This is a genomic window from Pedococcus sp. P3_C7 (genome assembly GCF_056402615.1).
The window spans coordinates 300,139-324,687 of record NZ_JBFUHC010000006.1; the positions used below are offsets into that span (position 1 = coordinate 300,139).

26 protein-coding genes are annotated in these 24,549 nt (G+C 69.2%); 8 read left to right on the forward strand and 18 right to left on the reverse strand.

Going from position 1 to position 24,549, the window contains the following annotated elements:
* Positions 1 to 37 precede the first annotated feature (37 nt).
* Positions 38 to 1,492 (reverse strand): HD-GYP domain-containing protein, encoded by a 1,455-nt coding sequence (locus AC1DS4_RS09730; RefSeq protein ID WP_477623234.1) that lies wholly within the window; start codon positions 1,490 to 1,492, stop codon positions 38 to 40.
* A 479-nt stretch (positions 1,493 to 1,971) separates the two neighbouring features.
* Between AC1DS4_RS09730 and AC1DS4_RS09735 the strand changes: the two genes are divergently transcribed.
* The gene (locus AC1DS4_RS09735) at positions 1,972 to 2,046 is read left to right on the forward strand and encodes a 50S ribosomal protein bL37 (RefSeq protein ID WP_369791897.1); all 75 of its coding nucleotides are present in this window, start codon (positions 1,972 to 1,974) and stop codon (positions 2,044 to 2,046) included.
* Positions 2,047 to 2,124: 78 nt separating this feature from the next.
* On the opposite strand, the gene rsrA is transcribed toward AC1DS4_RS09735, so the two are convergent.
* The gene (gene rsrA, locus AC1DS4_RS09740) at positions 2,125 to 2,406 is read right to left on the reverse strand and encodes a mycothiol system anti-sigma-R factor (RefSeq protein WP_477615940.1); all 282 of its coding nucleotides are present in this window, start codon (positions 2,404 to 2,406) and stop codon (positions 2,125 to 2,127) included.
* Positions 2,403 to 3,053, reverse strand: a complete 651-nt coding sequence (locus tag AC1DS4_RS09745; RefSeq protein WP_477615939.1) for a sigma-70 family RNA polymerase sigma factor — start codon at positions 3,051 to 3,053, stop codon at positions 2,403 to 2,405. Before AC1DS4_RS09745 ends, rsrA begins: the two co-directional genes overlap by 4 nt.
* Before the next feature lie 225 nt (positions 3,054 to 3,278).
* Between AC1DS4_RS09745 and AC1DS4_RS09750 the strand changes: the two genes are divergently transcribed.
* On the forward strand, positions 3,279 to 3,821 hold the full coding sequence (locus AC1DS4_RS09750) for a ferritin (RefSeq protein ID WP_477632433.1): 543 nt from the start codon (positions 3,279 to 3,281) through the stop codon (positions 3,819 to 3,821).
* On the opposite strand, the gene AC1DS4_RS09755 is transcribed toward AC1DS4_RS09750, so the two are convergent.
* Positions 3,818 to 4,453, reverse strand: a complete 636-nt coding sequence (locus AC1DS4_RS09755; protein ID WP_477632432.1) for an alpha/beta hydrolase family protein — start codon at positions 4,451 to 4,453, stop codon at positions 3,818 to 3,820. The two genes, AC1DS4_RS09750 and AC1DS4_RS09755, sit on opposite strands and share 4 nt — an antisense overlap.
* A complete protein-coding gene (locus AC1DS4_RS09760; protein WP_477632431.1) occupies positions 4,450 to 5,349 on the reverse strand; it encodes an SOS response-associated peptidase in 900 nt (299 codons plus the stop codon). The genes AC1DS4_RS09755 and AC1DS4_RS09760 overlap by 4 nt, the downstream gene beginning before the upstream one ends.
* A 140-nt stretch (positions 5,350 to 5,489) precedes the next feature.
* Here AC1DS4_RS09760 and AC1DS4_RS09765 point away from each other — a divergent pair, with 140 nt between their 5' ends.
* From AC1DS4_RS09765 to rsgA, 3 genes are read left to right on the forward strand one after another with little or no spacing between them, the layout of a single operon-like run.
* The gene (locus tag AC1DS4_RS09765; RefSeq protein ID WP_477615935.1) at positions 5,490 to 6,029 is read left to right on the forward strand and encodes a DoxX family protein; all 540 of its coding nucleotides are present in this window, start codon (positions 5,490 to 5,492) and stop codon (positions 6,027 to 6,029) included.
* Entirely contained in the window at positions 6,016 to 7,365 is a 1,350-nt protein-coding gene (gene aroA, locus AC1DS4_RS09770; RefSeq protein WP_477632430.1) for a 3-phosphoshikimate 1-carboxyvinyltransferase, read from the forward strand. Before AC1DS4_RS09765 ends, aroA begins: the two co-directional genes overlap by 14 nt.
* Positions 7,362 to 8,474, forward strand: a complete 1,113-nt coding sequence (gene rsgA / locus AC1DS4_RS09775) for a ribosome small subunit-dependent GTPase A (RefSeq protein WP_477632429.1) — start codon at positions 7,362 to 7,364, stop codon at positions 8,472 to 8,474. The genes aroA and rsgA overlap by 4 nt, the downstream gene beginning before the upstream one ends.
* Here the strand turns inward: rsgA and AC1DS4_RS09780 are convergent.
* Together AC1DS4_RS09780 and AC1DS4_RS09785 are read right to left on the reverse strand one after the other, a co-directional pair.
* Positions 8,396 to 8,995 carry a hypothetical protein gene (locus AC1DS4_RS09780; protein WP_477623227.1) on the reverse strand — a complete coding sequence of 200 codons (600 nt, stop codon included), beginning with the start codon at positions 8,993 to 8,995 and terminating at the stop codon, positions 8,396 to 8,398. The genes rsgA and AC1DS4_RS09780 overlap by 79 nt on opposite strands.
* Positions 8,995 to 9,531, reverse strand: coding sequence for a hypothetical protein (locus tag AC1DS4_RS09785; protein ID WP_477632428.1), 537 nt, complete (start codon positions 9,529 to 9,531; stop codon positions 8,995 to 8,997). Before AC1DS4_RS09785 ends, AC1DS4_RS09780 begins: the two co-directional genes overlap by 1 nt.
* A gap of 147 nt (positions 9,532 to 9,678) precedes the next feature.
* On the opposite strand from AC1DS4_RS09785, the gene AC1DS4_RS09790 reads away from it, so the two are divergent.
* Positions 9,679 to 10,206 (forward strand): RNA polymerase sigma factor, encoded by a 528-nt coding sequence (locus AC1DS4_RS09790; RefSeq protein ID WP_477615994.1) that lies wholly within the window; start codon positions 9,679 to 9,681, stop codon positions 10,204 to 10,206.
* Positions 10,203 to 10,802, forward strand: coding sequence for a hypothetical protein (locus tag AC1DS4_RS09795; RefSeq protein WP_477615930.1), 600 nt, complete (start codon positions 10,203 to 10,205; stop codon positions 10,800 to 10,802). Before AC1DS4_RS09790 ends, AC1DS4_RS09795 begins: the two co-directional genes overlap by 4 nt.
* A 70-nt stretch (positions 10,803 to 10,872) precedes the next feature.
* On the opposite strand, the gene AC1DS4_RS09800 is transcribed toward AC1DS4_RS09795, so the two are convergent.
* The 5 genes from AC1DS4_RS09800 to AC1DS4_RS09820 form a co-directional block, all read right to left on the reverse strand.
* Positions 10,873 to 11,973 (reverse strand): ABC transporter ATP-binding protein, encoded by a 1,101-nt coding sequence (locus AC1DS4_RS09800; protein ID WP_477615929.1) that lies wholly within the window; start codon positions 11,971 to 11,973, stop codon positions 10,873 to 10,875.
* Positions 11,966 to 12,994, reverse strand: a complete 1,029-nt coding sequence (locus AC1DS4_RS09805; RefSeq protein ID WP_477615993.1) for an ABC transporter ATP-binding protein — start codon at positions 12,992 to 12,994, stop codon at positions 11,966 to 11,968. Before AC1DS4_RS09805 ends, AC1DS4_RS09800 begins: the two co-directional genes overlap by 8 nt.
* 34 nt (positions 12,995 to 13,028) lie before the next feature.
* Positions 13,029 to 13,958 carry an ABC transporter permease gene (locus AC1DS4_RS09810; protein WP_477615928.1) on the reverse strand — a complete coding sequence of 310 codons (930 nt, stop codon included), beginning with the start codon at positions 13,956 to 13,958 and terminating at the stop codon, positions 13,029 to 13,031.
* Complete coding sequence (locus tag AC1DS4_RS09815; protein WP_477623225.1) at positions 13,951 to 14,877, reverse strand: ABC transporter permease; 927 nt, start codon at positions 14,875 to 14,877, stop codon at positions 13,951 to 13,953. Before AC1DS4_RS09815 ends, AC1DS4_RS09810 begins: the two co-directional genes overlap by 8 nt.
* 93 nt (positions 14,878 to 14,970) lie before the next feature.
* Positions 14,971 to 16,671 carry a peptide ABC transporter substrate-binding protein gene (locus AC1DS4_RS09820; RefSeq protein ID WP_477646030.1) on the reverse strand — a complete coding sequence of 567 codons (1,701 nt, stop codon included), beginning with the start codon at positions 16,669 to 16,671 and terminating at the stop codon, positions 14,971 to 14,973.
* A 392-nt stretch (positions 16,672 to 17,063) separates the two neighbouring features.
* Here AC1DS4_RS09820 and hisN point away from each other — a divergent pair, with 392 nt between their 5' ends.
* A complete protein-coding gene (gene hisN, locus AC1DS4_RS09825) occupies positions 17,064 to 17,855 on the forward strand; it encodes a histidinol-phosphatase (RefSeq protein ID WP_477615925.1) in 792 nt (263 codons plus the stop codon).
* 7 nt (positions 17,856 to 17,862) lie between these two features.
* Here the strand turns inward: hisN and AC1DS4_RS09830 are convergent, their stop codons facing one another.
* The 6 genes from AC1DS4_RS09830 to AC1DS4_RS09855 form a co-directional block, all read right to left on the reverse strand.
* On the reverse strand, positions 17,863 to 19,251 hold the full coding sequence (locus tag AC1DS4_RS09830) for a M16 family metallopeptidase (RefSeq protein ID WP_477623224.1): 1,389 nt from the start codon (positions 19,249 to 19,251) through the stop codon (positions 17,863 to 17,865).
* Positions 19,248 to 20,534, reverse strand: a complete 1,287-nt coding sequence (locus tag AC1DS4_RS09835) for a M16 family metallopeptidase (RefSeq protein ID WP_477623223.1) — start codon at positions 20,532 to 20,534, stop codon at positions 19,248 to 19,250. Before AC1DS4_RS09835 ends, AC1DS4_RS09830 begins: the two co-directional genes overlap by 4 nt.
* Before the next feature lie 90 nt (positions 20,535 to 20,624).
* Positions 20,625 to 22,046 (reverse strand): NAD(P)/FAD-dependent oxidoreductase, encoded by a 1,422-nt coding sequence (locus tag AC1DS4_RS09840; protein ID WP_477615922.1) that lies wholly within the window; start codon positions 22,044 to 22,046, stop codon positions 20,625 to 20,627.
* Between the two features lie 188 nt (positions 22,047 to 22,234).
* Positions 22,235 to 23,341 (reverse strand): lytic murein transglycosylase, encoded by a 1,107-nt coding sequence (locus AC1DS4_RS09845; RefSeq protein WP_477632427.1) that lies wholly within the window; start codon positions 23,339 to 23,341, stop codon positions 22,235 to 22,237.
* Positions 23,342 to 23,479: 138 nt separating this feature from the next.
* Positions 23,480 to 23,992 (reverse strand): methylated-DNA--[protein]-cysteine S-methyltransferase, encoded by a 513-nt coding sequence (locus tag AC1DS4_RS09850; protein WP_477632426.1) that lies wholly within the window; start codon positions 23,990 to 23,992, stop codon positions 23,480 to 23,482.
* Between the two features lie 112 nt (positions 23,993 to 24,104).
* Positions 24,105 to 24,527 carry an HIT family protein gene (locus AC1DS4_RS09855; RefSeq protein ID WP_477632425.1) on the reverse strand — a complete coding sequence of 141 codons (423 nt, stop codon included), beginning with the start codon at positions 24,525 to 24,527 and terminating at the stop codon, positions 24,105 to 24,107.
* Positions 24,528 to 24,549 lie beyond the last annotated feature (22 nt).

Consider the following 24,549-nt stretch of genomic DNA (forward strand, 5'->3'; position numbering starts at 1 on the left):
GGCCACCGGAGGTCGACCGTGACCCGCCGCAGGGTTGTCACAGAGCCCCTCCTACCGGCATGGCCACGGAGGCCGTCGCTCCTTTGACCTTGGCCCTGAGGTCGTGGCGCTGGGCAAAGAGGTCGGAGACCTCGGGCTCGTCGTGGTCGAGGGTGACCGTCGCGCCCGCGAGCTCCTCGGGGGTGCGTTCGGTCATGGTCCACACGTGCCGGGCGAGCACGCGCCTGAGAGCGTCGACGACCGCCGGGTCGAACTGCGTGCCGGCGCGGGCGGCGACCATCTCCAGCGCGGCGTCCACGTCGACGGCAGCACGGTAGGTGCGGGAGGTGGTCAGCGTGTCGAAGGTGTCTGCAACCGCTACCAGTCGCGCCGTGAGGGGGATGTCCTCACCCTTGAGCCCCGCGGGGTAGCCGCGGCCGTCGAACCGCTCGTGGTGGTGGGCGATGCCGTCCACCGAGCCCGCCACGAAGTCGATCCCCTGGACGAGCTCCACGGCGCTGAGTGCGTGCTCCGCAAGGACCACCAGCTCGTCGTCGGTCAGCGGCTGCCGAGCCCGGAGCACCTTGCTGGGCACGCACACCTTGCCGATGTCGTGGAGCATCGCCGCCGTCCGGACGTCCTGGATCTCCTTGTGCCCCAAGCCAAGGGTCTCGGCGAGCCACTGCGCGAGCTGGGCGGTGCGATCGCTGTGACCGCTGTTGGCGGGGTCCTTGGTCTCGACGGCCGTCACCAGGGCTCGCAGGGTGCGGTCGTGGGCACGCAGCTCATCGCCGTACTGGACGAACGCCCAGCGGGCGACGAACAGGGGCGCAAGGACCAGGACGGCGCTGAACCAGCCGACGCCGGCCGGCAGCCAGAGCACCACGAAGAGGAAGCCGATCACGCCGTACCCGATGTAGGCGGCGCCGGAGGTGGTGAGCAGCTTGAAGAACTGGGTGCGCATCGGGGTTCCGGCGGAGAACCTCACGACACCGGAGATCAGTGCGGCGTTGAGCAGGCACTGGGCCACGTCGGCCACGATGAGGGGCAGCCCCACCAGGAGCAGGATGCGACCGGCCGAGTCGGTGTCGCCGGGATCACTCAGCCCCCCGGCCCACACGTAGACCAGACCACCGAGGGATCCGATCGAGCTGCAGAGGGCGACGTTGAACAGTCGGACGATGACCGGCTGTGACTCCTTCTGGACCACAGCGGCGGCGGCGCCCACGATGGCTGCCCCCACGGGGCCGACCACGACGGCAGAGGTGAGCAGGATGATGCTCAGGAACGACAGCTGGATGCGCGAACCGACATCGATCTCGCGCAGCAACCAGCTGGTAATGCCCAGGCCGGACAGGACGCACACTGCGTAGATGTCACCCAGCTCACCCGTGGCCAGCCAACCGATCGACGCAAGGCCCATCGCGAGGGCAACGACGACGGCCACATAGATGATGGTCGCGCGGTTGTGCAGTCTGCGCTGAGACGCTCCCGGGTCAGGACTTGTGCTCACGGCACCAATCTAGGCCCGGGCGGCACTCGGGGTGGGTCAGCCGCCCCAGCTCCACACGGAGGTCATGCCGGTGGCGGAGTCGACGTCCTCGGGGGCCCAGACGATGTTGTCGCTGCCGGAGAGGATGGACTCGAAGATGGTGGTGATCGCCTTCATGGCGGTGCTCCTTCTGTCTGATGCCCGACTCATACGTTCGGTTACTTCAGACCATCAGTTGTCCCTAGCCGCCAGGGGTGCGGGTCGGTGACAGGACTATGATGCCGGTCAACCTGCACGCTTGGGACTTTCCTTGCCTCTTCTTTGCCAAACCTTGAAGGTCGTATCGCACGTTTGCCAGCGTTGGTTCACACCTTTGGGCCGCGTTTGCATGCAAGTCACCCGGTTATCTTCCGTGGGCACGTTGTCACCTCTAGTCTGTGAGAGACTGGCCCCGCACCCGGTGCGTAACGCGCCACACCACCACTGACGGAGTGACTCCCATGAGCAAGCGCGCCCGCAAGCGCCGCTCGCGCAAGGGCAACGCGGCCAACCACGGCCGCAAGCCCAACGCCTGAGCCCGCGCCACGACGCATCGAAGGGGCGGTCGAACCAGCTGGTTCSACCGCCCCTTCGTCGTGCGCCGCCGTTGTCGGCTACTCCGAGATCTCGTAGCGGATCGTGGTGATCCTGGCCATGATCTGGGTCCGTAGCTCCACAGGAGCCTCCTCACAGGCGCAGGACCGCTTGACCAGCGCCTTGAGGGCCTGGTCCAGGTCGTACTCCTGCAGGCAGGGCCCGCACTCGTCGAGGTGGTGCTTGATCTTGACGGTGTCGTCCTGCGTCATCTCACCGTCGAGGTACTCGTAGACGCGGTGCAGGACCTCCGAGCAGTCCGAGCCCGCCACTTCTCCCGCTCCCTGACCTTCGCAGCTCATGAGTCCGCTCCCTGGGTGGCAAAGCCGCGCTCGGCGGCATACTCCGTCAGCAACTCCCGCAACTGGCGTCGGCCGCGGTGCAACCGCGACATGACCGTCCCGATGGGGGTATCCATGATCTCGGCGATCTCCTTGTAGGCGAAGCCCTCGACGTCGGCAAGGTAGACCGCCAACCGGAAGTCCTCCGGCAGCTGTTGCAGTGCCCTCTTCACCTCGGTGTCGGGCAGGTGGTCCAACGCCTCCGTCTCGGCCGATCGCAGCCCGCTCGACGTGTGCGACTCGGCACGCGCGAGCTGGTAGTCCTCGATCTCGGCGGCATCGGACTGCAGCGGCTCGCGCTGCTTCTTGCGGTAGGTGTTGATGTAGGTGTTGGTGAGGATGCGGTACATCCACGCCTTGAAGTTCGTGCCCGGGCGGTACTGGTGGAACGCGGCGAAGGCCTTGGTGTAGGTCTCCTGGAGCAGGTCCTCGGCGTCGGCCGGGTTCCGCGTGGTCCGCAGCGCCGCTGAGTAGAGCTGGTCCAGCAGCGGCATCGCCTCACGCTCGAACCGCGACTGCCGTTCGGCAGGGGTCTCGCTCGCCACGTCGACGGTGGCGTCAGGGGTGGCCTCGTCGATGATGGTGTCGGTGGCAGGTGTGTCAGTCATTGCCCTCCAGCCTAGCCCGGCATCGGCCGTGGCCGGCTTGTCGGTCGGTGCGGAGAAGCCCAGTGCGACAGGCGCCGAGAGCGCGGTGTCGCCGGGCTGCACGGTCAGAACGGGCACTGGCGGACTCCTGGTGGTGCATGGGGTGGGTTTCGACCGCGTCGCGGTCGGTCCCTTGGTCCAACGGGGCGCCTCGCGCCGACATTCCCAGGCACTACGGTTTCCGGTATGCCGCGCCCTTCCGAAGCCTCGTTCGTCGAGCTGCTCACGCAGCAGGTTCGCCACGAGTTCACCGCCAGCCAGCAGTACATCGCGATCGCCGTCTGGTTCGACGGCCGCGACCTCCCCCGGCTGGCCACGCACTTCTACCTGCAGAGCGTCGAAGAGCGGAACCACGCGATGATGATGGTCCAGTACATGCTCGACAGGGACTGGGCCGTGGCCGTGCCCGGCGTGGACGAGGTCCGCAACGACTTCGACGAGCTCACCGCGCCGATCAAGCTGGCCGTGGCCCAGGAGAAGGCCGTCACCGGGCAGATCGAGGCGCTCTTCCGGGCGGCACGCGCCGAGGGCGACGTGCTCGGCGAGCAGTTCATGCTGTGGTTCCTCAAGGAGCAGGTCGAGGAGGTCGCGGCGATGAACACCCTGCTGACCATCGCCGAGCGCGCCGGTGACGACTGGTTCCAGATCGAGGACCACCTCGCCCGCGAGGCCGTGGGCGACGGAGGCAAGGACGCGTCCGCGCCGACCGCCGCCGGGGGCGCGCTCTAAGCCAGGGAGTTCACGAAGGCCAAGGCGGCTGCGACCAGGTCGTCCGGCTTCCTGGTGAAGCCGTGGCCACCCTTGACCACGCTCACCCAGGACGGGTCGGGCAGCTCGGCGCGCACCTCACAGGGCGTGCCGAAGGGGTCGGTCTCGCCCTGGACGACATGCAGCGGTATGCCGTGCGGCACGGGCGCGCGCAGCTCCTCTGCCCGCGACAGCTCGGGCTTGCCCGGCGGGTGGAGTGGGAAGGCCAGCGCCAGCGCGGCGTCGGCGCCCACCGCGTGGGCGGTCCGGAACGCGACCCTGGCCCCGTTGCTCTTGCCGCCCACGACCAGCGGTCTCGGCAGGGCTCCACGCCCGGCGGTCAGGTGGGCGAGCACCGGAAGCCACGACGGGTCCTGGGTGGCCGGGGGTGGCGGCATCTTGCGCCCGGCGACGACCCAGGCCTGCTCGACCAGGGCAACAGCCCAACCGGCCTCGACGAGGCCGGTTGCCACGGCTGTCACGTCGCCGGCCCGGATGCTGCCCCCGGCGCCGTGGGTGAGCACGACCGAGCCGTGCGCCCGCGGTGGTCGGGTGACGTGCGCGCGCGCCGGTCCCAGTGGGGTCTCGACCTCGACGACTCGGGTGGTGCTCATGCCGGGTTCGGTCCCCCACTGGTCTCGTCGGCCGTGGGCGGGGCCTGGCCCCCGATGATCTCGCCGGTCATGGGGTCGACCACGCCGTCGAGCTCGTCGAGCCCCGCCGGCTCGATCAGCTGCGGACCGTTGCTGCGGTTGGACGACACGGCCGTTCCGACCGGGTAGGCCTCGAACCGCCCCGGCGCCGAGAACGCCAGCAGCCGCGCGACCTCGTCCTGGTCGCTCATCGACGGGTCGAGCCAGGTCGACCAGTCCTCGCGTTCGAGCACCAGGGGCTGCCGGTCGTGGATCCGGTCCAGCCCGGCCTCGGCCTCCGTCGTGATGATGGTGAAGGTCGTGAGCCACGCCTCTGGATCGTCGGAGTCGGCGATCTCGCGGTCCCGCCAGAACTCGTAGAGCCCGGCGAACGCCACCACGTCGCCGTCTGCCCGGTGCATGTAGAAGGGCTGCTTGCGCGGGTTCCCCTTGGCGTCGGTGCTCACCGGGGACTTCTGCCACTCGTACCACCCCTGGGCCGGCACCAGGCAGCGACGTGACGCAGCGGCCTTGGCGAACGACCCCTTCTCCAGGACCGACTCCGCCCGCGCGTTGATCATCCGCATGCCGATCTTGGTGTCCTTGGACCAGCTGGGCACCAGGCCCCACGTGAGCAACCGCAGCTGGCGCACGGGCGCCGGGTCACCGGCATACTCCTCCGCGGTGTCGCGCGGGAGGCGGGTGAGGACCACGGGGGCCTGCTTGCTCGGCGCCAGGTTGAAGTCGGGGGTGCCCGCCGGCGGCGACTGGGGGTTCTTGAGGATGCTGCGGGCCGGCTCGGCCGTCCGGTCCTGGTCGACCTCGAACTCCTCGACGAGCTCGTCGGGGTTGGCTGTGGCTGCATATCGGCCGCACATGGTGGACAGGGTACGCAGGGACGCTGACCTGCCCATACGGTAAGAAGGGAGACGACCGCGAACAGCCCGCACCCAGCACACACCAGCCCGCACCCAGCCCGCACCAGCCCGCACCCAGCCCGCACCAGCCAGGAGTGAACATGACCGTCGTCCGCCGCGTGGCCCGCCCGTTGCTCGCCGCGATCTTCGTCGTCCAGGGACTCGAGCAGCTGCGGCACCCTTCGGCGCTGACGCCCAAGGTCGCGCCCCTCGCCGAGCGGCTCGCCCCGCTGGGTCTGCCCAACGACCCCGAGCTCCTGGTGCGCGCCAACGGCGCGACCATGGTCGGCGGCGGAGCGCTCCTCGCCGCAGGTCGTGTGCCCAGGCTCGCCTCGCTGGCCCTCGTCGGTGCCATGGTGCCGACCACCTATGTGGGACACCAGTTCTGGGCTGAGACCGACCCCGCGGCCAAGCGCGCCCAGCGGATCAACTTCCTCAAGAACCTCGGCCTCATCGGCGGCCTGCTGCTGGCCAGCGTCGACACCGAGGGCCGGCCCGGACTGGTCTACCGCGCAGGGCTGGCGGGCGACACCGCCAAGCGCACCGCCAAACGCGCCAAGCGCGAGGCCAGGTACGCCACCCGTGCTGCGCGCCGCGAGGCCAGGCTGGCCGCATCCCAGGCCCACGATGCCCTCACCTGACCCATCGCACGCCGTAGCCACGGGCTCCGTCTCCCACCTCGCTGGCTGGTCCACCCCCGCAGCCCGGCAACGGGTCGACGCGGACGTCACCCTGCCCGGCAGCAAGTCCCTGACCAACCGCTTCCTCGTGCTCGCGGCGCTGGCGAACGGTCCGTCCCTGCTTCGTCGGCCGCTGCGTTCCCGCGACACGCTGCTGATGGCGCAGGCCCTGCGTGACCTCGGGGCAGAGGTCGAGGACGCGGTGGCGCTCGGTGCGACGGCGCCTGACTGGGTGGTCACGCCCGCAACCCTGGACGGTGGCGCGCAGATCGAATGCGGCCTGGCCGGCACGGTGATGCGCTTCCTGCCGCCGGTGGCGGCGCTCTCCCGGGGACTCGTGACGTTCGACGGCGACCAGCAGGCACGCGTGCGTCCGATGGGCCCGGTGCTGGAGGCGCTTCGCGTCCTCGGAGCCCAGGTGGAGGACGAGGCACGCGGCACCCTGCCGTTCACGGTGCACGGCACCGGGCACATGCCCGGTGGCTCGGTCACCCTCGACGCCTCCTCCTCCTCGCAGTTCATCTCGGCACTCCTGCTGGCCGGTCCGCGCTACGACAGGGGGGTGACCATCCACCACGCCGGCAAGCCGGTCCCCTCCGAGCCGCACATCGAGATGACGGTCGAGACCCTGCGCGACGCCGGGGCGATCGTCGACGACGGGGACGCCAACACCTGGCGGGTCGAGCCGTCCGAGATCAACGGGCTCGACGTCCAGGTGGAACCCGACCTGTCGAACGCCGCACCCTTCCTCGCCGCGGCCCTGGTGACGAGCGGCCGGGTCACCGTGCCGGGCTGGCCGCAGCACACCACCCAGGCCGGTGACGCGATCCGCGACATCCTCGACACCATGGGCGCCGACGTCTCGCTCGCCCGCGAGGGTCTCACCGTGTCGGGCACCGGCGAGATCAACGGCATCGACATCGACCTCCACGACGCCAGCGAGCTCACACCGGTCATCGCAGCACTGGCAGCCCTCGCCGACTCCCCCAGTGTCATCCGCGGAGTCGCCCACATCCGGGGGCACGAGACCGACCGGCTGGCGGCCCTGGCGCGCGAGCTCGGGGACCGCGGAGCCGAGGTGCGCGAGACCGAGGACGGCCTGCGCATCACGCCGCGACCCCTGACCGGTGGGCTGTTCCACACCTACGCCGACCACCGGATGGTCATGGCCGGTGCCCTCCTGGGCCTTCGGGCTCCCGGCCTGGTCGTCGAGGACCCCGACACGGTCGCCAAGACCCTCCCCGAGTTCGTCGAGCTCTGGCACGGCCTCGTCGACCCCGACGGCCCCACGCCATGAGTCGGCGCACTTCGGACTACGACGAGAGCGACGTCCGCATCCGTCCCAGCAAGCGGGGCTCACGCCCGAGGTCCAAGGATCGCCCCGCCCACGAGGACGCCGTCCCAGGTTTCGTCATCGGCGTCGACCGGGGTCGCTACACGGTCCTCGTAGGCAATGGCGTCGGCGGCAAAAGCGTTGGTGTCAAAGGCGTTGCGGGCAAAGGCGTTGCTGGCAAAGGCGGCGGTGGCAAGGGCGGAGGTGGGAAGGCCTCGGCAGAGCGCATCGTGACCGCCATGAAGGCACGCGAGCTGGGGCGCAAGGGAATCGTGGTCGGTGACGACGTCGAGCTGGTCGGTGACACCTCGGGCAATCCTGACGGCCTGGCCCGCGTGGTCCGCCTCACCCCTCGACGCTCGGTGCTGCGACGCACCGCGGACGACACCGACCCCGTCGAGCGAGTGATCGTCGCCAATGCCGACCAGCTCGTGATCGTCACCGCGCTGGCCAACCCGGAGCCGCGCCCGCGCATGATCGACCGCTGCCTCGTCGCCGCCTACGACGCCGGCCTCGACCCCCTGCTCGTGCTGACCAAGGCCGACCTCGCCGATGCCGACGCCTTTCTCGCCAACTATGCACCGCTCAACGTCCGCTACGTCGTGACCGCGACCGGGGAGTCCGGCTTCGAGGGTCTGGAACTGCTGCACGAGCAGCTCCTCGACCGGATCAGCGTCTTCATCGGGCACTCCGGAGTCGGCAAGTCGACCCTCGTGAACGGCCTGGTCCCGGACGCCCGCCGAGCGACCGGCATCGTCAACGACTTCACCGGTCGCGGCCGCCACACCTCGAGCTCTGCCGTCGCGTTGCGACTGCCGAACGAGGCGGGGTGGGTCATCGACACCCCCGGGGTGCGGTCGTTCGGCCTGGCCCACGTCGACCTCGCACGGATCATCCAGCACTTCCCCGACCTCGAGCCCGGCACCGCGCAGTGTCCCCGCGGCTGCGGCCACGACGAGGAGGAGTGCGCCCTCGACGCCTGGGTGGCCTCAGGTCAGGCCGGGCCTGCGGGCACCTCCAGGCTGGAGTCCCTGCGTCGGCTGCTGCGGGCACGCTCGGGCGACGGCGAGTGACCGCGGTCTGCCAGAGGTCCCATGACCAGATGGCCGGCAAGCGCCAATACCGTTGCCACCACAGGCATTCCGATCAGCAGGCCGATCTGTACGTGTAGTGGAGCACTGAGCATCGTCTCTTCGTTCAGGCGCTCCGACCACCAGAGCAACACGCCCGGCCCGACGATCGCCACGATGGCCCCCAGCCGCGCCAACGGTCCGCCACGACGCAACAGCGGCCCCGCGACGAGGAACCCGGGCGCCAACGGCAAGCCCTGTCCGGCGAACAGGATCAGCCCTGGCACGAACAGGAACCGCAACCACCGTCGCCACCCGGTCGCGTGACGAGCCAGCCACGAGAGGCCGACGAGCAGCCCGAAGACCGCGCCCAAGAGGACGATCATGAGGGTGCCGGACCAGCTGAACTCAGGACTCGTCGACACCAGTCGCATCCACACCCTCGCGGCCACACCCCACACCGCCCCCAGGCCGAAGCCGATGAGGGCGGTGCGGAGCACCGCGTGCCGTGAGAGCACTGTCATCACCACTCCACTGGCAGGCACGCGAGCCTTGCCCCAGCCGTGCCGTCAGGTGCGGTCGGGTTCGCGTGGATGACGACCGAGCGGGCACCGGGCACCGGGGCCCAGTCGACTGCGGCGGAGCTCTGGGCGTTGCCCTCGTCATCGACGGTGAAGTCGAGCCAGATCTCGGTCTGGTCGTTGACCGTCAGCGGGCTCGTGGTCGAGTGGTTGTAGTGCCCCAGTGCTGACGCGCCGCTGCCCGCGACACACGGTCCGAGGTGCAGGTGCGCACCGAAGGTCCGTCCGGCCACGGCCGGGTCGACACCGTGCACGACGAACACCGCCTTGGTGGAGTCCGTGGCGACCAGCGTCAGCTTGGCACGCGCTCCGTCGAACGGTCCGGTGGCGGCGGGCGCGAAGTCACGCAGGTCGCTCTTGAAGTTGAAGGCCACACCCGCGATGGCCGGTGCCACCGCTGCGCCGACGCCGAGTACCGCGGCACACGCCACGGCTGTGGCAGACCTCCGCCAAAGAGGTGATGACTGCGAATGTTCCATGGTGCTCTCCTTACGCTTGTGAAACCGTGGTGCTGACACCTGACTGACGCGGCACAACGGCCCAGCGGGTGACACTGAAATCATCGAAATTGGTTGTCACCCAACGCCTCTGCTCGTTCGTCTGTCTAGGTGATGGAGTCCGTGGGAATGCTGACAGGGAGCATCGGGGAGTCGACGGCGCAGGCCGACGTCGACGCCTTGGTGTCGGCCCTGTTCGTTGCCGAGGGCGCACGACTGGTGACCCTCGCCCGCTTCTTCGTCCAGGACCGCACCGCGGCCGAGGACCTCGTCCAGGAGGCGTTCATCCGCTTGTCCCGCAGCGCCCAGCGCATCCGCGACCCCGAGCGAGCCGCGGCCTACCTGCGCTCGATCGTCATCAACCTCGCGCGCGATCACAACCGGCGCGGCCTGGTGTCCCTACGGCACCGGCCCCCGGCCATACCGGACGAGCCCTCGGCGGAGGAGACCGCGGCCTCTCGTGAGTCGCGCCTCGAGGTGGTCGCAGCACTGCACGACCTGCCCCGGCGACAGCGGGACTGCGTGGCTCTGAGGTACTACCTCGAGCTGTCCGTCGAGGAGATCGCCAGGACCCTGGGGCTCTCACCCAACTCGGTCAAGACCCATCTGCAGCGCGGCCTGAGGTCCCTGGCTGCCACCTTGGAGGAGACGCGATGAGCGCGCTCGAAGATCGCCTCCATGATGCGCTGACCGCCGAGGGCAGCGTGCACGCCCCCTCCCCCGACCTGTTCGCACGCGTCGTCGAAGGCATCGACCACGACCGCGCCCGGCGACGGCGGGTCCGCCGGGTCGGCGCGGCCTGGGTCGTGGCCCTGGCCGGCTCCGTGACCACCCTGCTGACCCTCACCCCCAGAGACGAGAGAGGACTGCACATGCCCTGGTGGATTCTCGAGGTGGGGACCAACCTCGCCCTGCTCGGCATCGCCTTGTGGCTCGGCCCGTTCATCAAGCGGTTCGGCCGGGCCTACGCTGCCGACGTCTTCCACGACAACCCGCTGACCGGCAAGAGCTACATCGTGCTCACCGACATCGTCTACTACCTGATCTTCGCCGCCTACATCCTGTTCTCGTTGCACGTGGCCCCACAGGAGAGCTGGCACAACGCGATCAGCCAGGAGGTCACCGCAGAACAGGTGACGTTCGAGCTCGGCCGGCTCGGCGGCATACTCCTCATCATCGGCATCCTGCACGGCCTGAACATCGTGCTCATGCCCCTGCTGGGTCGCGTGTTCTCCCTCAACCGGCGCCTCTGAGGAGGGGACGGCGACGGCGCCGCCCCCCTGGTGGGGAACGGCGCCGTCGTCGTGTGCTGTGCGCTCGCGGTCAGGAGTCCGTCGGGCCGTCACCCACGGGCTCGAGCGACGAGTCGTCGCGCAGACCCGAGCCGAACGTGACCGAGGCTGCGCCGGAGACGTCCACGGTCTCGATGATCTCGCGAGGCGAGGCGAAGTGGCAGGCCGACAGGTGCTCGCCCGCGCCGTCGGGGCGCAGCTCGAGCATCGGGATGTCGGTTTTGCACTTGTCCTGCGCCTTCCAGCACCGGGTGTGGAACCGGCAGCCCGACGGCGGGTTGGCCGGCGACGGGACGTCGCCCTTGAGGACGATCTGCTCCTTCTTGTCGCGCAGGGTCGGGTCGGGCACCGGGACGGCCGACAGCAGGGCCTGGGTGTAGGGGTGGGTGGGACGACCGTAGATGTCGTCCTCCTCGCCCAGCTCTGCCATCTTGCCGAGGTACATGACGCCGACGCGGTCCGAGATGTGCCGGACCACCGACAGGTCGTGCGCGATGAAGATGTAGGACAGGCCGAGCTCGTCCTGGAGCTTCTCCATCAGGTTGACGACCTGGGCCTGCACCGACACGTCGAGCGCGGAGACCGGCTCGTCGCAGATCAGCACCTTCGGGTTCAGGGCGATCCCTCGGGCGATGCCGATGCGCTGCCGCTGTCCACCGGAGAACTGGTGGGGGTAGCGGTTGATGTGCTCGGGGTTGAGGCCCACGAGGTCGAGCAGGTCCTGAACGGCCTTGCGGCGGCCCTTCCTCGGCACGACATCGGGGTGGATGTCGAACGGCTCCCCCACGATGTCGCCAACCGTCTTGCGAGGGTTGAGCGAGGTGTAGGGGTCCTGGAACACGATCTGGATGTCGCGACGCAGCTTGCGCATCGCGCGACCCTTCTGCGCGTACATGTCGACACCGTCGAACACGACCGAGCCCGAGGTGGGCTCCTCCAGGCGCATCAGCAGGCGGCCGAGCGTTGACTTGCCACACCCCGACTCCCCGACGATGCCCAGCGTCTCGCCCTTGAGGAGCTCGAAGCTGACGCCGTCGACGGCCTTCACGTGACCCACGGTGCGGCGCAGCACGCCGCCCTTGATGGGGTAGTACTTGACCAGGTCGGTCGCAGTCAGAATGGCCTCAGCCATGGAGGACCTCCTCGGCGAAGTGGCAGGCGCTCTCTCGGCCGGGAGCGACCTCGAGCAGGGCAGGACGGTCCTCGCGGCACACGTCCTGGGCGAACTTGCACCGCGGGTTGAAGGCGCACCCGTCCGGGATCCGCATCAGGTTCGGCGGCAGGCCACCGATGGCAGCGAGCTGCTGTCCCTTCTGGTCCAGGCGCGGGATCGACTCCAACAGGCCCTTGGTGTAGGGGTGGCCCGGTTGGCGGTACAGGTCGTAGACGTCCGCGCGCTCGACGATCCGACCGGCATACATCACCGCGATCTTGTCGGCGACGTTCGCCACCACACCCAGGTCGTGCGTGATCAGGATGAGCCCCATCTGGCGCTCCTCCTGCAGCTCCTGCAGCAGGGCCATGATCTGCGCCTGGACGGTGACGTCCAGGGCGGTGGTCGGCTCGTCGGCGATGAGGACCGCCGGGTCGAGCGCGATGGCCATCGCGATCATGATGCGCTGGCGCATGCCGCCCGAGAACTGGTGGGGGTAGGCCCCCACGCGCTCCTTGGCCGCCGGGATCTGGACCCGCTGCATGAGCTTGACCGCGCGCTCGAGGGCGTCGGACTTGTTCATGCCGCGGTGCACGCGGAACATCTCCGCGATCTGCCACCCCACGGGGAACACGGGGTTCAGCGAGGACAGCGCGTCCTGGAAGACCATCGAGATCTCCGGGCCACGGGTGCGGCGACGCTGCTCGTCCGGCATCGTCAGCAGGTCCTGACCGCAGTAGCGGATCTGGCCCTTGGGGATGACTGCCGGTGGCATGTCGAGGATGCCCATGATCGCCTGCGCGGTCACGGACTTGCCCGACCCGGACTCCCCGAGGATGGCCAGGGTCTGGCCCTCGTGGAGGTCGAAGTTGACGCCGTTGATCGCCCGGGCGATGCCGTCGGGGGTGTGGAACTCGACGTGGAGGTCCTCCACCTCCAGCAGCAGCCCGTCCTGGGGGGCGTAGGTCTGGCCGGAGGACTTCGCAGACTCCCGGGCCATGGTTTCAGAGGTTGTCATGTGTCGTCTCTCCCGCTCAGCGCGACTTCGGGTCGAAGGCATCGCGCACGGCGTCGCCGAGCATGATGAAGGCCAGCACCGCCAGACTCAGGAAGAGGCTGGGGAACAACAGGATGTGCGGGGTCGTCCGCAGCGCCACGATGGCGTCGGAGATGGCCACACCCCACGAGATCGCCGGCGGGGTCAACCCGATGCCGAGGAAGCTCAGGGTCGCCTCGACGGCGATGAACACACCCAGGTTGATGGTCGCCACGACGATCATCGGCGCCAGTGCGTTCGGGAGCACGTGCGCACGGATGATCCGCCACGGCGTGGCTCCGAGGGCGCGGGCGGCCTGGACGTAGTCGTTGGGCTTGACCTGCAGGACGCTGGACCGCATGAGGCGCGCCAGTCCCGGCCAGCCGAAGATCGACAGCACCAGCACGACCTTGCCCACCACGAGCAGGTAGGGCGAGTTCACGTCGTTGGGGAACGTCGCCATGAAGAGGATGCCGCCGAGGAGCAGCGGGATGGCGAAGAAGATGTCCGTGACACGGGACACCAGGGCGTCCAGCCAGCCACCGTAGTAGCCGGCGACGATGCCCATGGCACCACCGATCAGCACGGTCGCGATCGACGCGAAGACGCCGACGAGGATCGACGCACGAGCACCGTAGATGGTGCGCGAGTAGATGTCGTAGCCCTGGATGTCGCGACCGAACCAGGCGCTGCCGCTGGGACGCTGACGCGCCTCCTTGAGCACAGCAGCGGCGGGGTCGACGTTGGTGAACAGCGCCGGCCACACGGCCATCAGCAGGAACACCACGATGAGGGCCATCGAGACCCAGAAGATGGGGTTCTTCTTGAGCGAGCGCCAGGCGTCGGAGGTGAGCGAACGCGCCTCGTCGTGCCCTGCGGCGCCGGCGCCGGTCTCGGCGCCAACGGCAATGGTCGATGCCTCAGTCATGGCTGATCCTCGGGTCGAGCACGCCGTACAAGAGGTCGACGAGCAGGTTGACGAGCAGGAACACCAGCACCAGGACCGTCACCGTCCCCACGACGGACACGCCGTCGCGGTTGTGGATGCCGGTGAACAGGTAGCCGCCCACGCCCTGGATGTTGAAGATGCGCTCGGTGACGATGGCGCCACCGAGGAGACCACCGAAGTCGGCGCCGATGAAGGTGACGACCGGGATCAGCGAGTTGCGCAGGGCGTGCAGGCCGATGGCCCGCCGACGGGTCAGTCCCTTGGCGATGGCCGTGCGCAGGTAGTCGGCGCGCAGGTTCTCCACCAGGTTGGTGCGGGTCAGTCGGGCGACGTAGGCGATCGAGGCGCTACCGAGCACGAAGGCGGGGAGCAGCAGCTCGTTGAACGTCGCCTCGGACGAGACCGTCACTGGTCGAAGGCCCCACTTGACACCGAGGTAGTACTGCAGCGTGGCGCCGATGACGAAGATGGGGATGGCGATGACGAACAGGGTGCTCACGAGGACGAGGTTGTCCATGAACTTGCCCTTGCGTATCCCCGCCAGCACACCCGCGATGACGCCGATCAGCGTCTCGAAGAGGATCGCCATGCCAGCCAGCTTGGCGGTGGTGGGGTAACGCTGCTTGAGCTCGTCCGCCACCTTGATGTTGCGGAAGGTGGTGCCGAGGTCGCCCTGGGCGATGTTGCCCATGTACTTGGCGTAGCGCGTCGGCAGGGGGTCGTTGAGGTTGTGCTCGGCCCGGAACTTGGCCACGAAGGCCGGCGCGCAGGGCCGCTCACCGCACATGCCAGCTGTGGGATCTCCGGGCAGGGCGAAAACCATGGCAAAGATAATGAACGTGGATCCAAGCAGCACCGGGATCATCTGGAGAAGTCTCCGAAGGATGTACTTGTACACGTCACCTCCCTCTCTATGACGCCGTCGGGTGGGGTGTTCCCGGTGGCGTGGCTGGACAAGCCGTGCGGGGCCAGACGTGCGCGCCCGTGCTTGTCACAACATAGTCGTTTTGGACGGTGGGGGGTCATCAGGAGGGTTGCCCCTGACTGGCCCCGGACAGGCCGTGGGGGGGGGGGGGGGGGGGGGGGGGGGGCGGGGGGGGGACCAGCCGAAGGTGGCCGTCGAGTACCACATCGGGATGGCCGGCATGTCGTTGGCGAGCAGTGCCTCGGCCTCCTGGTACTTGGCGTTGGCCTGAGCCGGGTCCGTCTGGGCAGCAGCCTCGTTGAGGAGCTTGTCGAACTCGGGGTTGCTGTAGTCACCATCGTTGGACGAGGCACCAGTCTTGAAGATCGGGGCGAGGAAGTTCTCGATGGACGGGTAGTCCATCTGCCATCCCGTGCGGAACATGCCCTTCATCTTGCGGCTGGCGATCTGGGTGCGGAAGGTGGCGAAGTCCACGACCGGGGTCGCGACACAGTCGACACCAAGGGCGCCCTTGATCGAGTTGCAGGTTGCCTCGGTCCACGCCTTGTGCGAGGAGTCAGCGTTGTAGGCGAGGGTCATCTTGCCACCCTTGAAGCCACCGGCCTCGTCGAGCTTGGCCTTGGCCTTGGCGGCGTCGAACGTGCACCACTCGCCACACTGGTTGGCCTTGTAGCCGTCAACGACCGGGGAGACCCAGCCGGTGGCGGGCTGACGCGTGTTGTTGAAGATCTGCTTGATGATCGTCGGACGGTCGATGGCCATGGAGATGGCCTGACGGATCTTCGGGTCAGAGTAGTTCGGGTCGACCTTGGTCGGCGCGAAGGTGATGGTCTGGATGACGCCGACGGACTTCTGCGAGTTGCGGTCCGGGAGGTCGGTCTTGTACTTGTCATCGATCATCGCGGACGAGGGGACCTGGTCCGTCACGTCAAGCTGGTTGGCGATGACGTCGTTGTAGGCGGCGTCCTCGTCCTGGTAGATCTTGAACGTGATGCCGTCGAGCTTGCCGGGGAACTTGCCCGAGTAGCTCGCGTTCTTGCTGAGCTTGATCTCGGTGTTCTTGGTCCAGCTGTCGAGCTTGAACGGGCCAGCGCCAACCGGCTTCTCGCCATAGGCGGCCGGGTCGGCCTTGAAGGAGTCCGGCAGCGGCGCGAAGGCCGAGTAGCCCAGGCGGACGGCCATGTTGGAGACCTTCTCGGTCGTCTTGATCGTGAAGGTGTAGTCGTCCTTCACCACCAGACCGGTGAGCTTGTCGGCCTTGGCCTTGCCGGAGCCCTTGCACGGGTCGTCGCCGGTGCCGGTGCACTGGGTGTCACCGAAGCCCTCGATGGGCTCCATGAAGTAGCCGGAGGACTGGGCGTTCGGGCCGTAGGCGGCGTAGTTCCAGGCGTCGACGAAGTTGTGCGCCTTGACCTCGGTGCCGTCCGAGAACTTGTAGCCCTTCTTCAGGGTGACGGTGAAGTTCTGGTTGTCCGTCGAGTCGATCTTGTCCGCGATGTCGTTCTCGGGGGCAGCGGTCTCGGCGTTGTAGTGCACGAGCTTGGCCGTGATGGCCTCAAGCACGTTGCCACCACAGGTCTCGGTCGTGTTGCTCGGAATGAGCGGGTTCTGGGGGTTGCACCCGCGGACCGTGACAGTACCGCCGGCCTTGCCGCCGGCACTGGAGCTGGTGTCATCCTTGCTGTTCCCGCCACCGCAAGCTGCAGCGAGCAGCGCGACGGACGAGATTCCAGCAACCATGGCCACCGTGCGAGTAGTTCCTCGCATTGACGTCCTCCTACTTAGGGTCTGCCGCCCAGATGATGAGCGGTCGTTCCGGGCTGTGCACCGATTTGGGCGCAGCCCTGTAACGCACAGGGCGTTCGTGTGTTGTGGCCCCTATGAAAGAGCACGGAGGGAGCAAAGGCGACGCTCTGGGCCAACCCGAGACAAAAACGTGATCGTCCCGCAGCACAGTTGAGAGCAGATCTTCGGTCGAAGTGGCTTTTGCTGCCATTTGATGGTGTTTCGTGTATTACGCCCGGAGGTCGCCCCAAGCTGCCTGAGAGACGCCCTCGCACCTGCCGGGAGATGCCGTCGCACCTGCCGGAGAGGCCCTCGCCCCCGCCGGGCGACGTGGCATCCCGCGTCCCGACCAGCCGACGGGCTAGCGTGGGAAGGTGCCCTACGACGATGATCTGCGCCTAGCCCATGTCCTGGCGGACGCCGTCGAGCGGATCACCATGGCCCGGTTCCGCGCCCACGACCTCGTCGTGGAGTCCAAGCCCGACCTGTCCCTGGTGAGTGACGCCGACAAGGCTGCCGAGGAGATGGTGCGCATGCAGCTCAAGCGCACCCGCCCCCGTGACGCCGTCGAGGGCGAGGAGTTCGAGACCACCGGGCACGGCCCCCGTCGCTGGGTCATCGACCCGATCGACGGGACGCACAACTTCGTCCGCGGCGTACCCGCGTGGGCGACCCTGATCTCGCTGGTCGACAACGACATGCCGGTGCTCGGCCTCGTGGCCGCTCCGGCCCTCGGCCGGCGCTGGTGGGCAGCCAACGGGTCCGGCGCGTGGTCGGGCCGCAGCCTCTCCGCGGCCAAGCAGATCCACGTCTCCGCCGTCTCGAACCTGTCGGACGCGTCGTTCTCCTACTCCGACCTCAAGGGCTGGCGGCACCTCGACCGGCAGGAGGAGTTCCTCGAGCTGACCGATGCCTGCTGGCGGACTCGGGCGTTCGGCGACTTCTGGTCCTACATGCTCGTCGCGGAGGGCGCGGTGGACATCGCCGCCGAACCCGACCTCGCCGTCTACGACATGGCGGCGCTGGTCCCCATCGTCACGGAGGCCGGCGGCCGGTTCACGTCCCTGGCGGGCAAGGACGGACCGTGGGGCGGCAACGCCGTCGCCACCAACGGCCTGCTGCACGACGAGGTCCTGGCCCGACTGGGCACGGACGCCCGCGTCTGAGCGTCGCTCAGGCGGGGACGACCGTCACGTCGCCGATCCCCAGCTCACGCACCCCGTCGGCATACGTGCTGGCATCGCCGACGATGACCACCGTCCACTCCCCCTGGACCCAGTCGCGGTAGGCCGCCGTCAGGCGCTCACCGTCGAGGTCGCGCATCGCGTCGAGCGTCTGGGTGGTGAAGTCCGTGGTGAGTCCGTCAAGAGCCATGGTCGCGGCTTCGTCGGCGACGGCATCGGCCGTGGCGAAGCGCCCCGGAGCGGTCTTGCTGATGAAGTCGACCCCGGCCTGAACCTCCTCGGGGCTGAACCCCTCGCGCCCCGAGGCAAGCAGGTCCAGGAGCAACCGCACCGACTCGACGGTCGCATCGGCCCGCACCGAGCCGGACGTGAGGAACAGCCCGCCGACGCGGCGCGGCCGGAACACCGAGCGGATGCCGTAGGTGTAGCCCTTCTCCTCGCGCAGGACCGCGTCGACGCGGGCGTTGGGCGACCCACCAACCATGAAACCGAGGACGGGGTATGCCGCCCAGCCGCCCGGTGCGCGACGGTCCGGGCCCGTCCACCCCACCAGCAGCTCGCTCTGGACCGAGCCGGGTCGGTCGACGAGCACGACGCGCGCGGCGTCGGCCGCGCGACGGGCCTCGGTCGGCCCCGGCGACGGCACGTGGGTCGCGCTGACCCACGTGCCGAGCGTGGTCTCGGCCAGGTCGCGGACGTCGAGGCCCGACAGGTCGCCGGCGATGACGGCCGTCATCCCCGTGGGCCCGACGCGCTCGGCGTGGAAGTCCACGATGTCCTGGCGGGTCAACGCCGTGATGCTGGCCGTCGTCCCCGCCGTGGGCCGTGACGCCCTGTCCGCCTCGTCGAAGTGGGTGGCGATGAACTCCTGGGCTGCCCGTTGTGGGGCGAGGGCGCGTTCCTGCTCGATCTGGGCAAGCCGGGTCTTGCGGTGCCGGTCCACCTCGGGCTCGGGGAAGACCGGCTCGGCGAGGGCCTGCCGCAGCAGGTCCAGGGCGTCGCCGAGGCGACGTTTGGGCACGTCGAGGTCGACTCCGAGGCCACCGTCGGTGACCGACGCACCGAGCGCAATCCCTTTGCGCTCCAACAACTCTGCGAACTCCTCGGGCGAATGCTCCGCCGTGCCCTCGTCGAGCAGCCGAGCCATGATGGTGGCCACGCCCTCGACCAGCCGCGGCTCGACCGACAGCGCGAAGGGCAGGACGGTGCGCACGGAGATGACGTACTGACCGGGGATGTCATAGCTCAGCAGCTCGATGCCGTTGGCCAGGACGTGCCGCTGCGGCGTGGCGAAACGCCACCGCTCCGGCGGGTGCACCTCCGGGCGTGGCGGGGTCCGGTCCTCGAGCCGGTCGGCAGTCCCACTCACCGAAGTCATGCCACCTCCTCCTCGTCGCGGACGGCGAGGTGACGCACCACGACGCGACTCTCGGGCCGCAGCCACCTGGCTGCGGCGGCGCGCACGTCCTCGACGCCGACATCCCCGATCCGGTCGAGGAAGGTGTTGACGAACTGTCCGTCAGAGTGGAGCAGGACGTGCTGGCTGATCAGGTCGGCCCGCTCCTCCTGGCCGGCGAGGGCAGAGAGCCACGAGCGTTCTGACTGCGCCATCGCGGACTCCATCTCCACGTCGGTCGGACCCTCCGCCGCGAACCGCACCAGCTCCTCGACCACCGCAGCCTCCACGGCCTCGGGGTCCTGGCCGTCAGCGACGTCGATGACGAAGAAGCCCAGCGAGACCCCGTCGACGAACCCCATCGCGTGGGCCTGCACCGCGTTGGCGACCTGCTCACGCCTGACCAGCCGCTGCACCAGGCGCGAGGTGGACAGGCCTCCGAGGGCGTCGATGGCCAGTCCCGCCGCGAAGAACTCGTCGGTGTTGTCGACCGGGAGCCGGAAGGCGATGTGCATCCGGTCGTTCGGGACGTTGCCCGGCCGGTCGACCCGCACCGGCTCGCTGACCGGGGCCAGCGGGGCAACGGGGGGCCGGGCGGGCTCCGCGGACGCCGGGAGGTGGCCGAAGTAGCGCTCGGCTGCCGCGAAACCCTCGTCCGCAGTGAGGTCACCAACGAGGGTCAGCACACTGTTGTTCGGCCCGTAGAAACGACGGAAGAAGGCGTGCACGTCCTCGAGGCTTGCGGCGTCGAGGTCCTCCATCGACCCGATCGTGGGGTGGTGGTAGGGATGGCCGGGAGGGAACACCGCGGCATACACCTCGATCAGGGCCGTGCCGTAGGGCACGTTGTCGTAGCGCTGGCGCTTCTCCTCCTTGACGACGTCGCGCTGGTTGTCGAGGTTCTCCTGCGTGACGGCGTCGAGGAGGTGGCCGTGCCGGTCTGCCTCCATCCACAGGGCCAGCTCGAAGGCACCCTTGGGGACGGTCTCGAAGTAGTTGGTGCGGTCGAACCACGTCGTCGCGTTGAGCCGACCGCCCTCGGCCATCAGCCGGGTGAAGTGCTCACCGCTGGCGATGTGCCGTGACCCCTGGAACATCAGGTGCTCGAAGAGGTGGGCGAAGCCGGTGCGTCCGCTGAGCTCGTGCCGCGATCCGACGTTCACCCAGATGTTGACGGTCACCGTGGGCACGGAGGCGTCCGGCGACACGACGACCCGCAGGCCGTTGGCCAGTGTCTTCTCGTGGATCGGATAGTCCAGCGGCATGGCGCAACCCTAGGCGAGAGGCCCGCGGAGCACGCGGAATCTCACGCACCGGTCACCCTGCGGACGGTGCGGGGTGCGCTGTCGAGCTCGTCAGAGGGTGCGGCTCCCCTCGTCGCGGGCCTGGGCCACCGACTGGGCGGGGGCCTTCTTGTCGGCCGGGACGCGCGGCAGGGACGGCGCGTAGCTCGAGCCCAGCTGCTCGATCGCCGTGCGGGCGAACACCTGCTGCTCGGTGACAGTGCGTTCCGAGCGGCCTCGGCCGAGGAAGCTCACCGCCCAGTGCAGGAGCGTGGTGAGCCGGTGCTTGAACCCGATGATGTAGACGAGGTGGACCGCCAGCCACAACAGCCACGCGATGAACCCCGTGAACCGCAGGCTGCCGATCGAGGCGACCGCGCTGAACCGCGAGATCGTCGCCATCGAGCCCTTGTCGTGGTACTCGAAGGGGCCCCTCGGCTCCTTCGCGGCGAGGCGCCGCTTGATCTGGTCGGCGGCGTAGCGCGAGCCCTGGATGGCGACCTGGGCGACACCGGGATAGCCCTTGAGCGACGCCATGTCGCCGACCACGAAGACCTCGGGATGACCGGGCAGCGTGAGGTCGTCGTTGACGGCGATGCGCCCCGCGCGGTCGAGCTGCGCCCCGGACTGCTCGGCCAGCTGGGCGCCCAGCTCCGAGGCCTGCACGCCGGCCGCCCACACCTTGCAGACCGACTCGATGCGGCGCTGGGTGCCGTCGGCGTCCTCGACGTCGATGCCGGTGGCGTCGACACCCGTCACCTTCGCGCCGAGCTGCACCTCGACCCCGATCTCGGCGAGCCGCTTGGCGGCCTTGGCGCCGAGCTGGTCGCCGAAGGCCCCGAGCACGGTCGGGGCGGCGTCGAGCAGCACGATGCGTGCCCGGCTGGTGTCGATGTTGCGGAAGTCCTTGCGCAGCGTGCGGCGCGACAGCTCCGCGATCTGGCCGGCCATCTCGACCCCGGTCGGTCCGGCGCCCACGACGACGAAGGTCATGAGCCGCTCGATCTCCTTGGGCGTGCTCGCGAGCTCTGCCCACTCGAACGAACCGAAGATGCGGCCACGGAGCTCGAGGGCGTCGTCGATCGACTTCATGCCGGGGGCGAACTGGGCGAAGTGGTCGTTGCCGAAGTAGGACTGACCGGCGCCGGCCGCGACGAGCAGGGTGTCGTAGGGCGTCACCGTGTCGCGGTCGAGGACGCGGGACGTGACGGTCTTGGCGGCCAGGTCGATGCTCGTGACGTTGCCGAGCAGGACGCGCGCATTGCGTTGCCGGGCAAGGACTTCGCGGGTCGCCGGCGCGATCTCGCCCTCGGACAGGATGCCCGTCGCGACCTGGTAGAGCAGCGGCTGGAAGAGGTGGTGGGTGGTCTTGGCGATCAGCGTGATGTCGACGTCGGCGCGCTTCAGCGCCTGGGTGCCGAAGAGTCCGCCGAAGCCGGAGCCGACCACGACGACGCGGTGGCGGTGCGTTGCGGGTACCTGCTGCGAGGTCATGCCAACACTCTCCTGTGAAAGACGAAGGACGGCCACCCCGTGGGTGTGCCGTCCTCGCTGACGCGTGCTCTACGGATATCCAGGCTGCTGTGAGTCAAGCAGCCTCTTACGTCAACCACCCTAGCCGCGTCGGTATGCCGCCTCGGCGCACCTGAGCACGGAGTGCGACGCGCATCACGCTGCCCGTCTCACGGAGTGGTGGCTGTCGGCTCCGGGACGGGATCGGGGGTGGTCGTCGACGGGGAAGGCGCCGGCGTCGGGTCCGGAGAGGGCGCGGCGGAGGGCGTAGGCGTGGGGGCATCGGTCGCCGGAGTCGTGGGGGTGCCCGTCGGTGTCGCCGTGGCGGCCGAGCCGGTGGCGGCGCCGGATCCGGCCGACGGCGTCCTCGCGGCGGTCGTCGTCGGCGCGCTCTTGGGCGGGCTGGGATCCGGGGTCTGGACGGTCATGGCGCTGGCCCGTCCCCCCGACCCCACCCGGAACGCCACGGTGACCAGCGCGGCCAGACCGTGGCGCTGGAAGTAGGAAACCCACTCCAGCACGGCCGAGTGATAGGCGCCCGACTGGTTGTAGGACAGCACGGCGCTGCGCAGGTCGCCGGGGCGAGCGAGGTTGCGGCCGCCCTGGCACAGGTATCCGGCGGTGGCGGACGCCGCGTCGAAGACGTTCTGCGGGTCACGTCGGCCGTCGCCGTCCCCGTCGCGGCCGGCCCAGCTCCACGAGCCGGGCAGGAACTGCAGTGGACCCACCGCCCGGTCGTAGTCGGAGGCCCCGTCGACGGCACCTCCGTCGCTGTCGTGGATCACGGCGAAAGGGCCGCCGTCGAGCAGCGGGCCGTAGATCGCGGGCGTGACCCGATGGTCGGCTGTCACCGAGCGGCCGCCGATCGAGCCCGACTCGACCTGGCCGATGGCGGCCAGGTGGGCCACCTGCAGGTGGCACGCGCGGGGAGCACGAGCCACCGCCTTGCGGTATGCCGCGGCGAGCACGGCTTGGGGGGTCCCCGCGGGCGGCGAGCTCCCCACGGTCCCCTTGCTGGGCGGTCGCTTCGGCTTCGCCATCGCGGGGCTCGGGGCCACGGACAGGGCGGTCCTGGCACCGAACCGGGCCACTGCCTCGCTCGGGGCGAGGTCGTCGGAGGAGAACAGCGCGGGGACCGTCTCGAGGAGGAGGGCCTGTCGCAGGTTCGGGCGCGAGGACGCCTGCGCCGGATCAGCCGAGGCGAGGGGCGCGGAGGCGCTGAGCACCGCCATCGCCGCCACGGCTACCACCGCCGGGCCCGCGTGATACCTGCGCATGGGCCGCCTCCTTCCGTCCGGCATCGTCCCTGCTCAGGACGGGTCCGTGGGGGCACTTCGGGCGGATGACAGACGAACGGACGATCACCAAACGGGCACAAACCCCACTGGACTCAACCTGGCGAGCGCCATCGACCCTCAGAAGAGGCGATCGGCCTCGACCGCGGGAGGTTCCTCCAGGGCGAGCAGGAAGCGTTTGCGCTCGAGGCCCCCGGCGTAGCCCACCAGGCTGCCGTCGGCGCCGATGACCCGGTGGCACGGGACGATGATGCCGAGGGGGTTGCGACCGTTGGCCCACCCGACTCGCTGGCTCAGGTTGACGTCTCCCAGCGCCCGCGCGAGGTCGCCGTAGCTGCGGGTCCGGCCATAGGGGATCTCGCGCAGGAGAGCCCAGACCTGCTGCTGGAAGACGTCGCCCCTGGGCGCCAGCGGCAGCGTGAACTCGGTCCGCTGTCGCGCGAAGTACTCGGCGAGCTGGGTCTCGGCCTCCCCCAGCACCGGGTCGGCCGAACCGTCCTCGGCGGGCACGCCCAGGACCTCGTCGGACGGGTCGCGGTCGGGCAGCGCCATGAAGCACCCGACGAGGGCACCGTCCTCGGCCACGAGGGTCAGCTCGCCGATGGGCGAGGGCGTCACGGTGTGGCTGCGCACGCTGCCGATCCTGCCAGCCCCGGCTGACAGGCGACCACGCCCCGCGCCCGACCCTGAAGGATCGTGGGGGTCCTGGCCCGGCAGATCCTTCAGACTCGCGGGTGTAGGCGGGTCAGTCGGGCGGGGGCGGGAGGGCTGCAGCCAGCCGCGCGGCATACTCCTGCGCCTCGGTGTCCGAGGCGTACTTGGTGCGCGGCCAGAAGAAGCCGCGCAGTCCGTCGCCCTTTGTGCGCGGCACCACGTGCACGTGCAGGTGCGGGACCGACTGCGACACCACGTTGTTGACCGCGACGAAGGACCCCTGCGCTCCCAGGCCGCCCACTACGGCTCCTGACAGCCGCTGAGCCGCTCCCATCAGCACGGGAAGCAACTCCGCGGGCAGGTCGACGAGCGTGTCGACGTGGATCTTGGGGACGAGCAGGACGTGTCCCTTGAAGACCGGCCTGGTGTCGAGGAAGCCCAGCGTGAACGGTTCGTCGAGCACCACGGTCGCAGGCAGGGCGCCGTCGATGATCCGGCAGAACAGACATTCCACGGGCGGACTCTAGCCCGGCAGT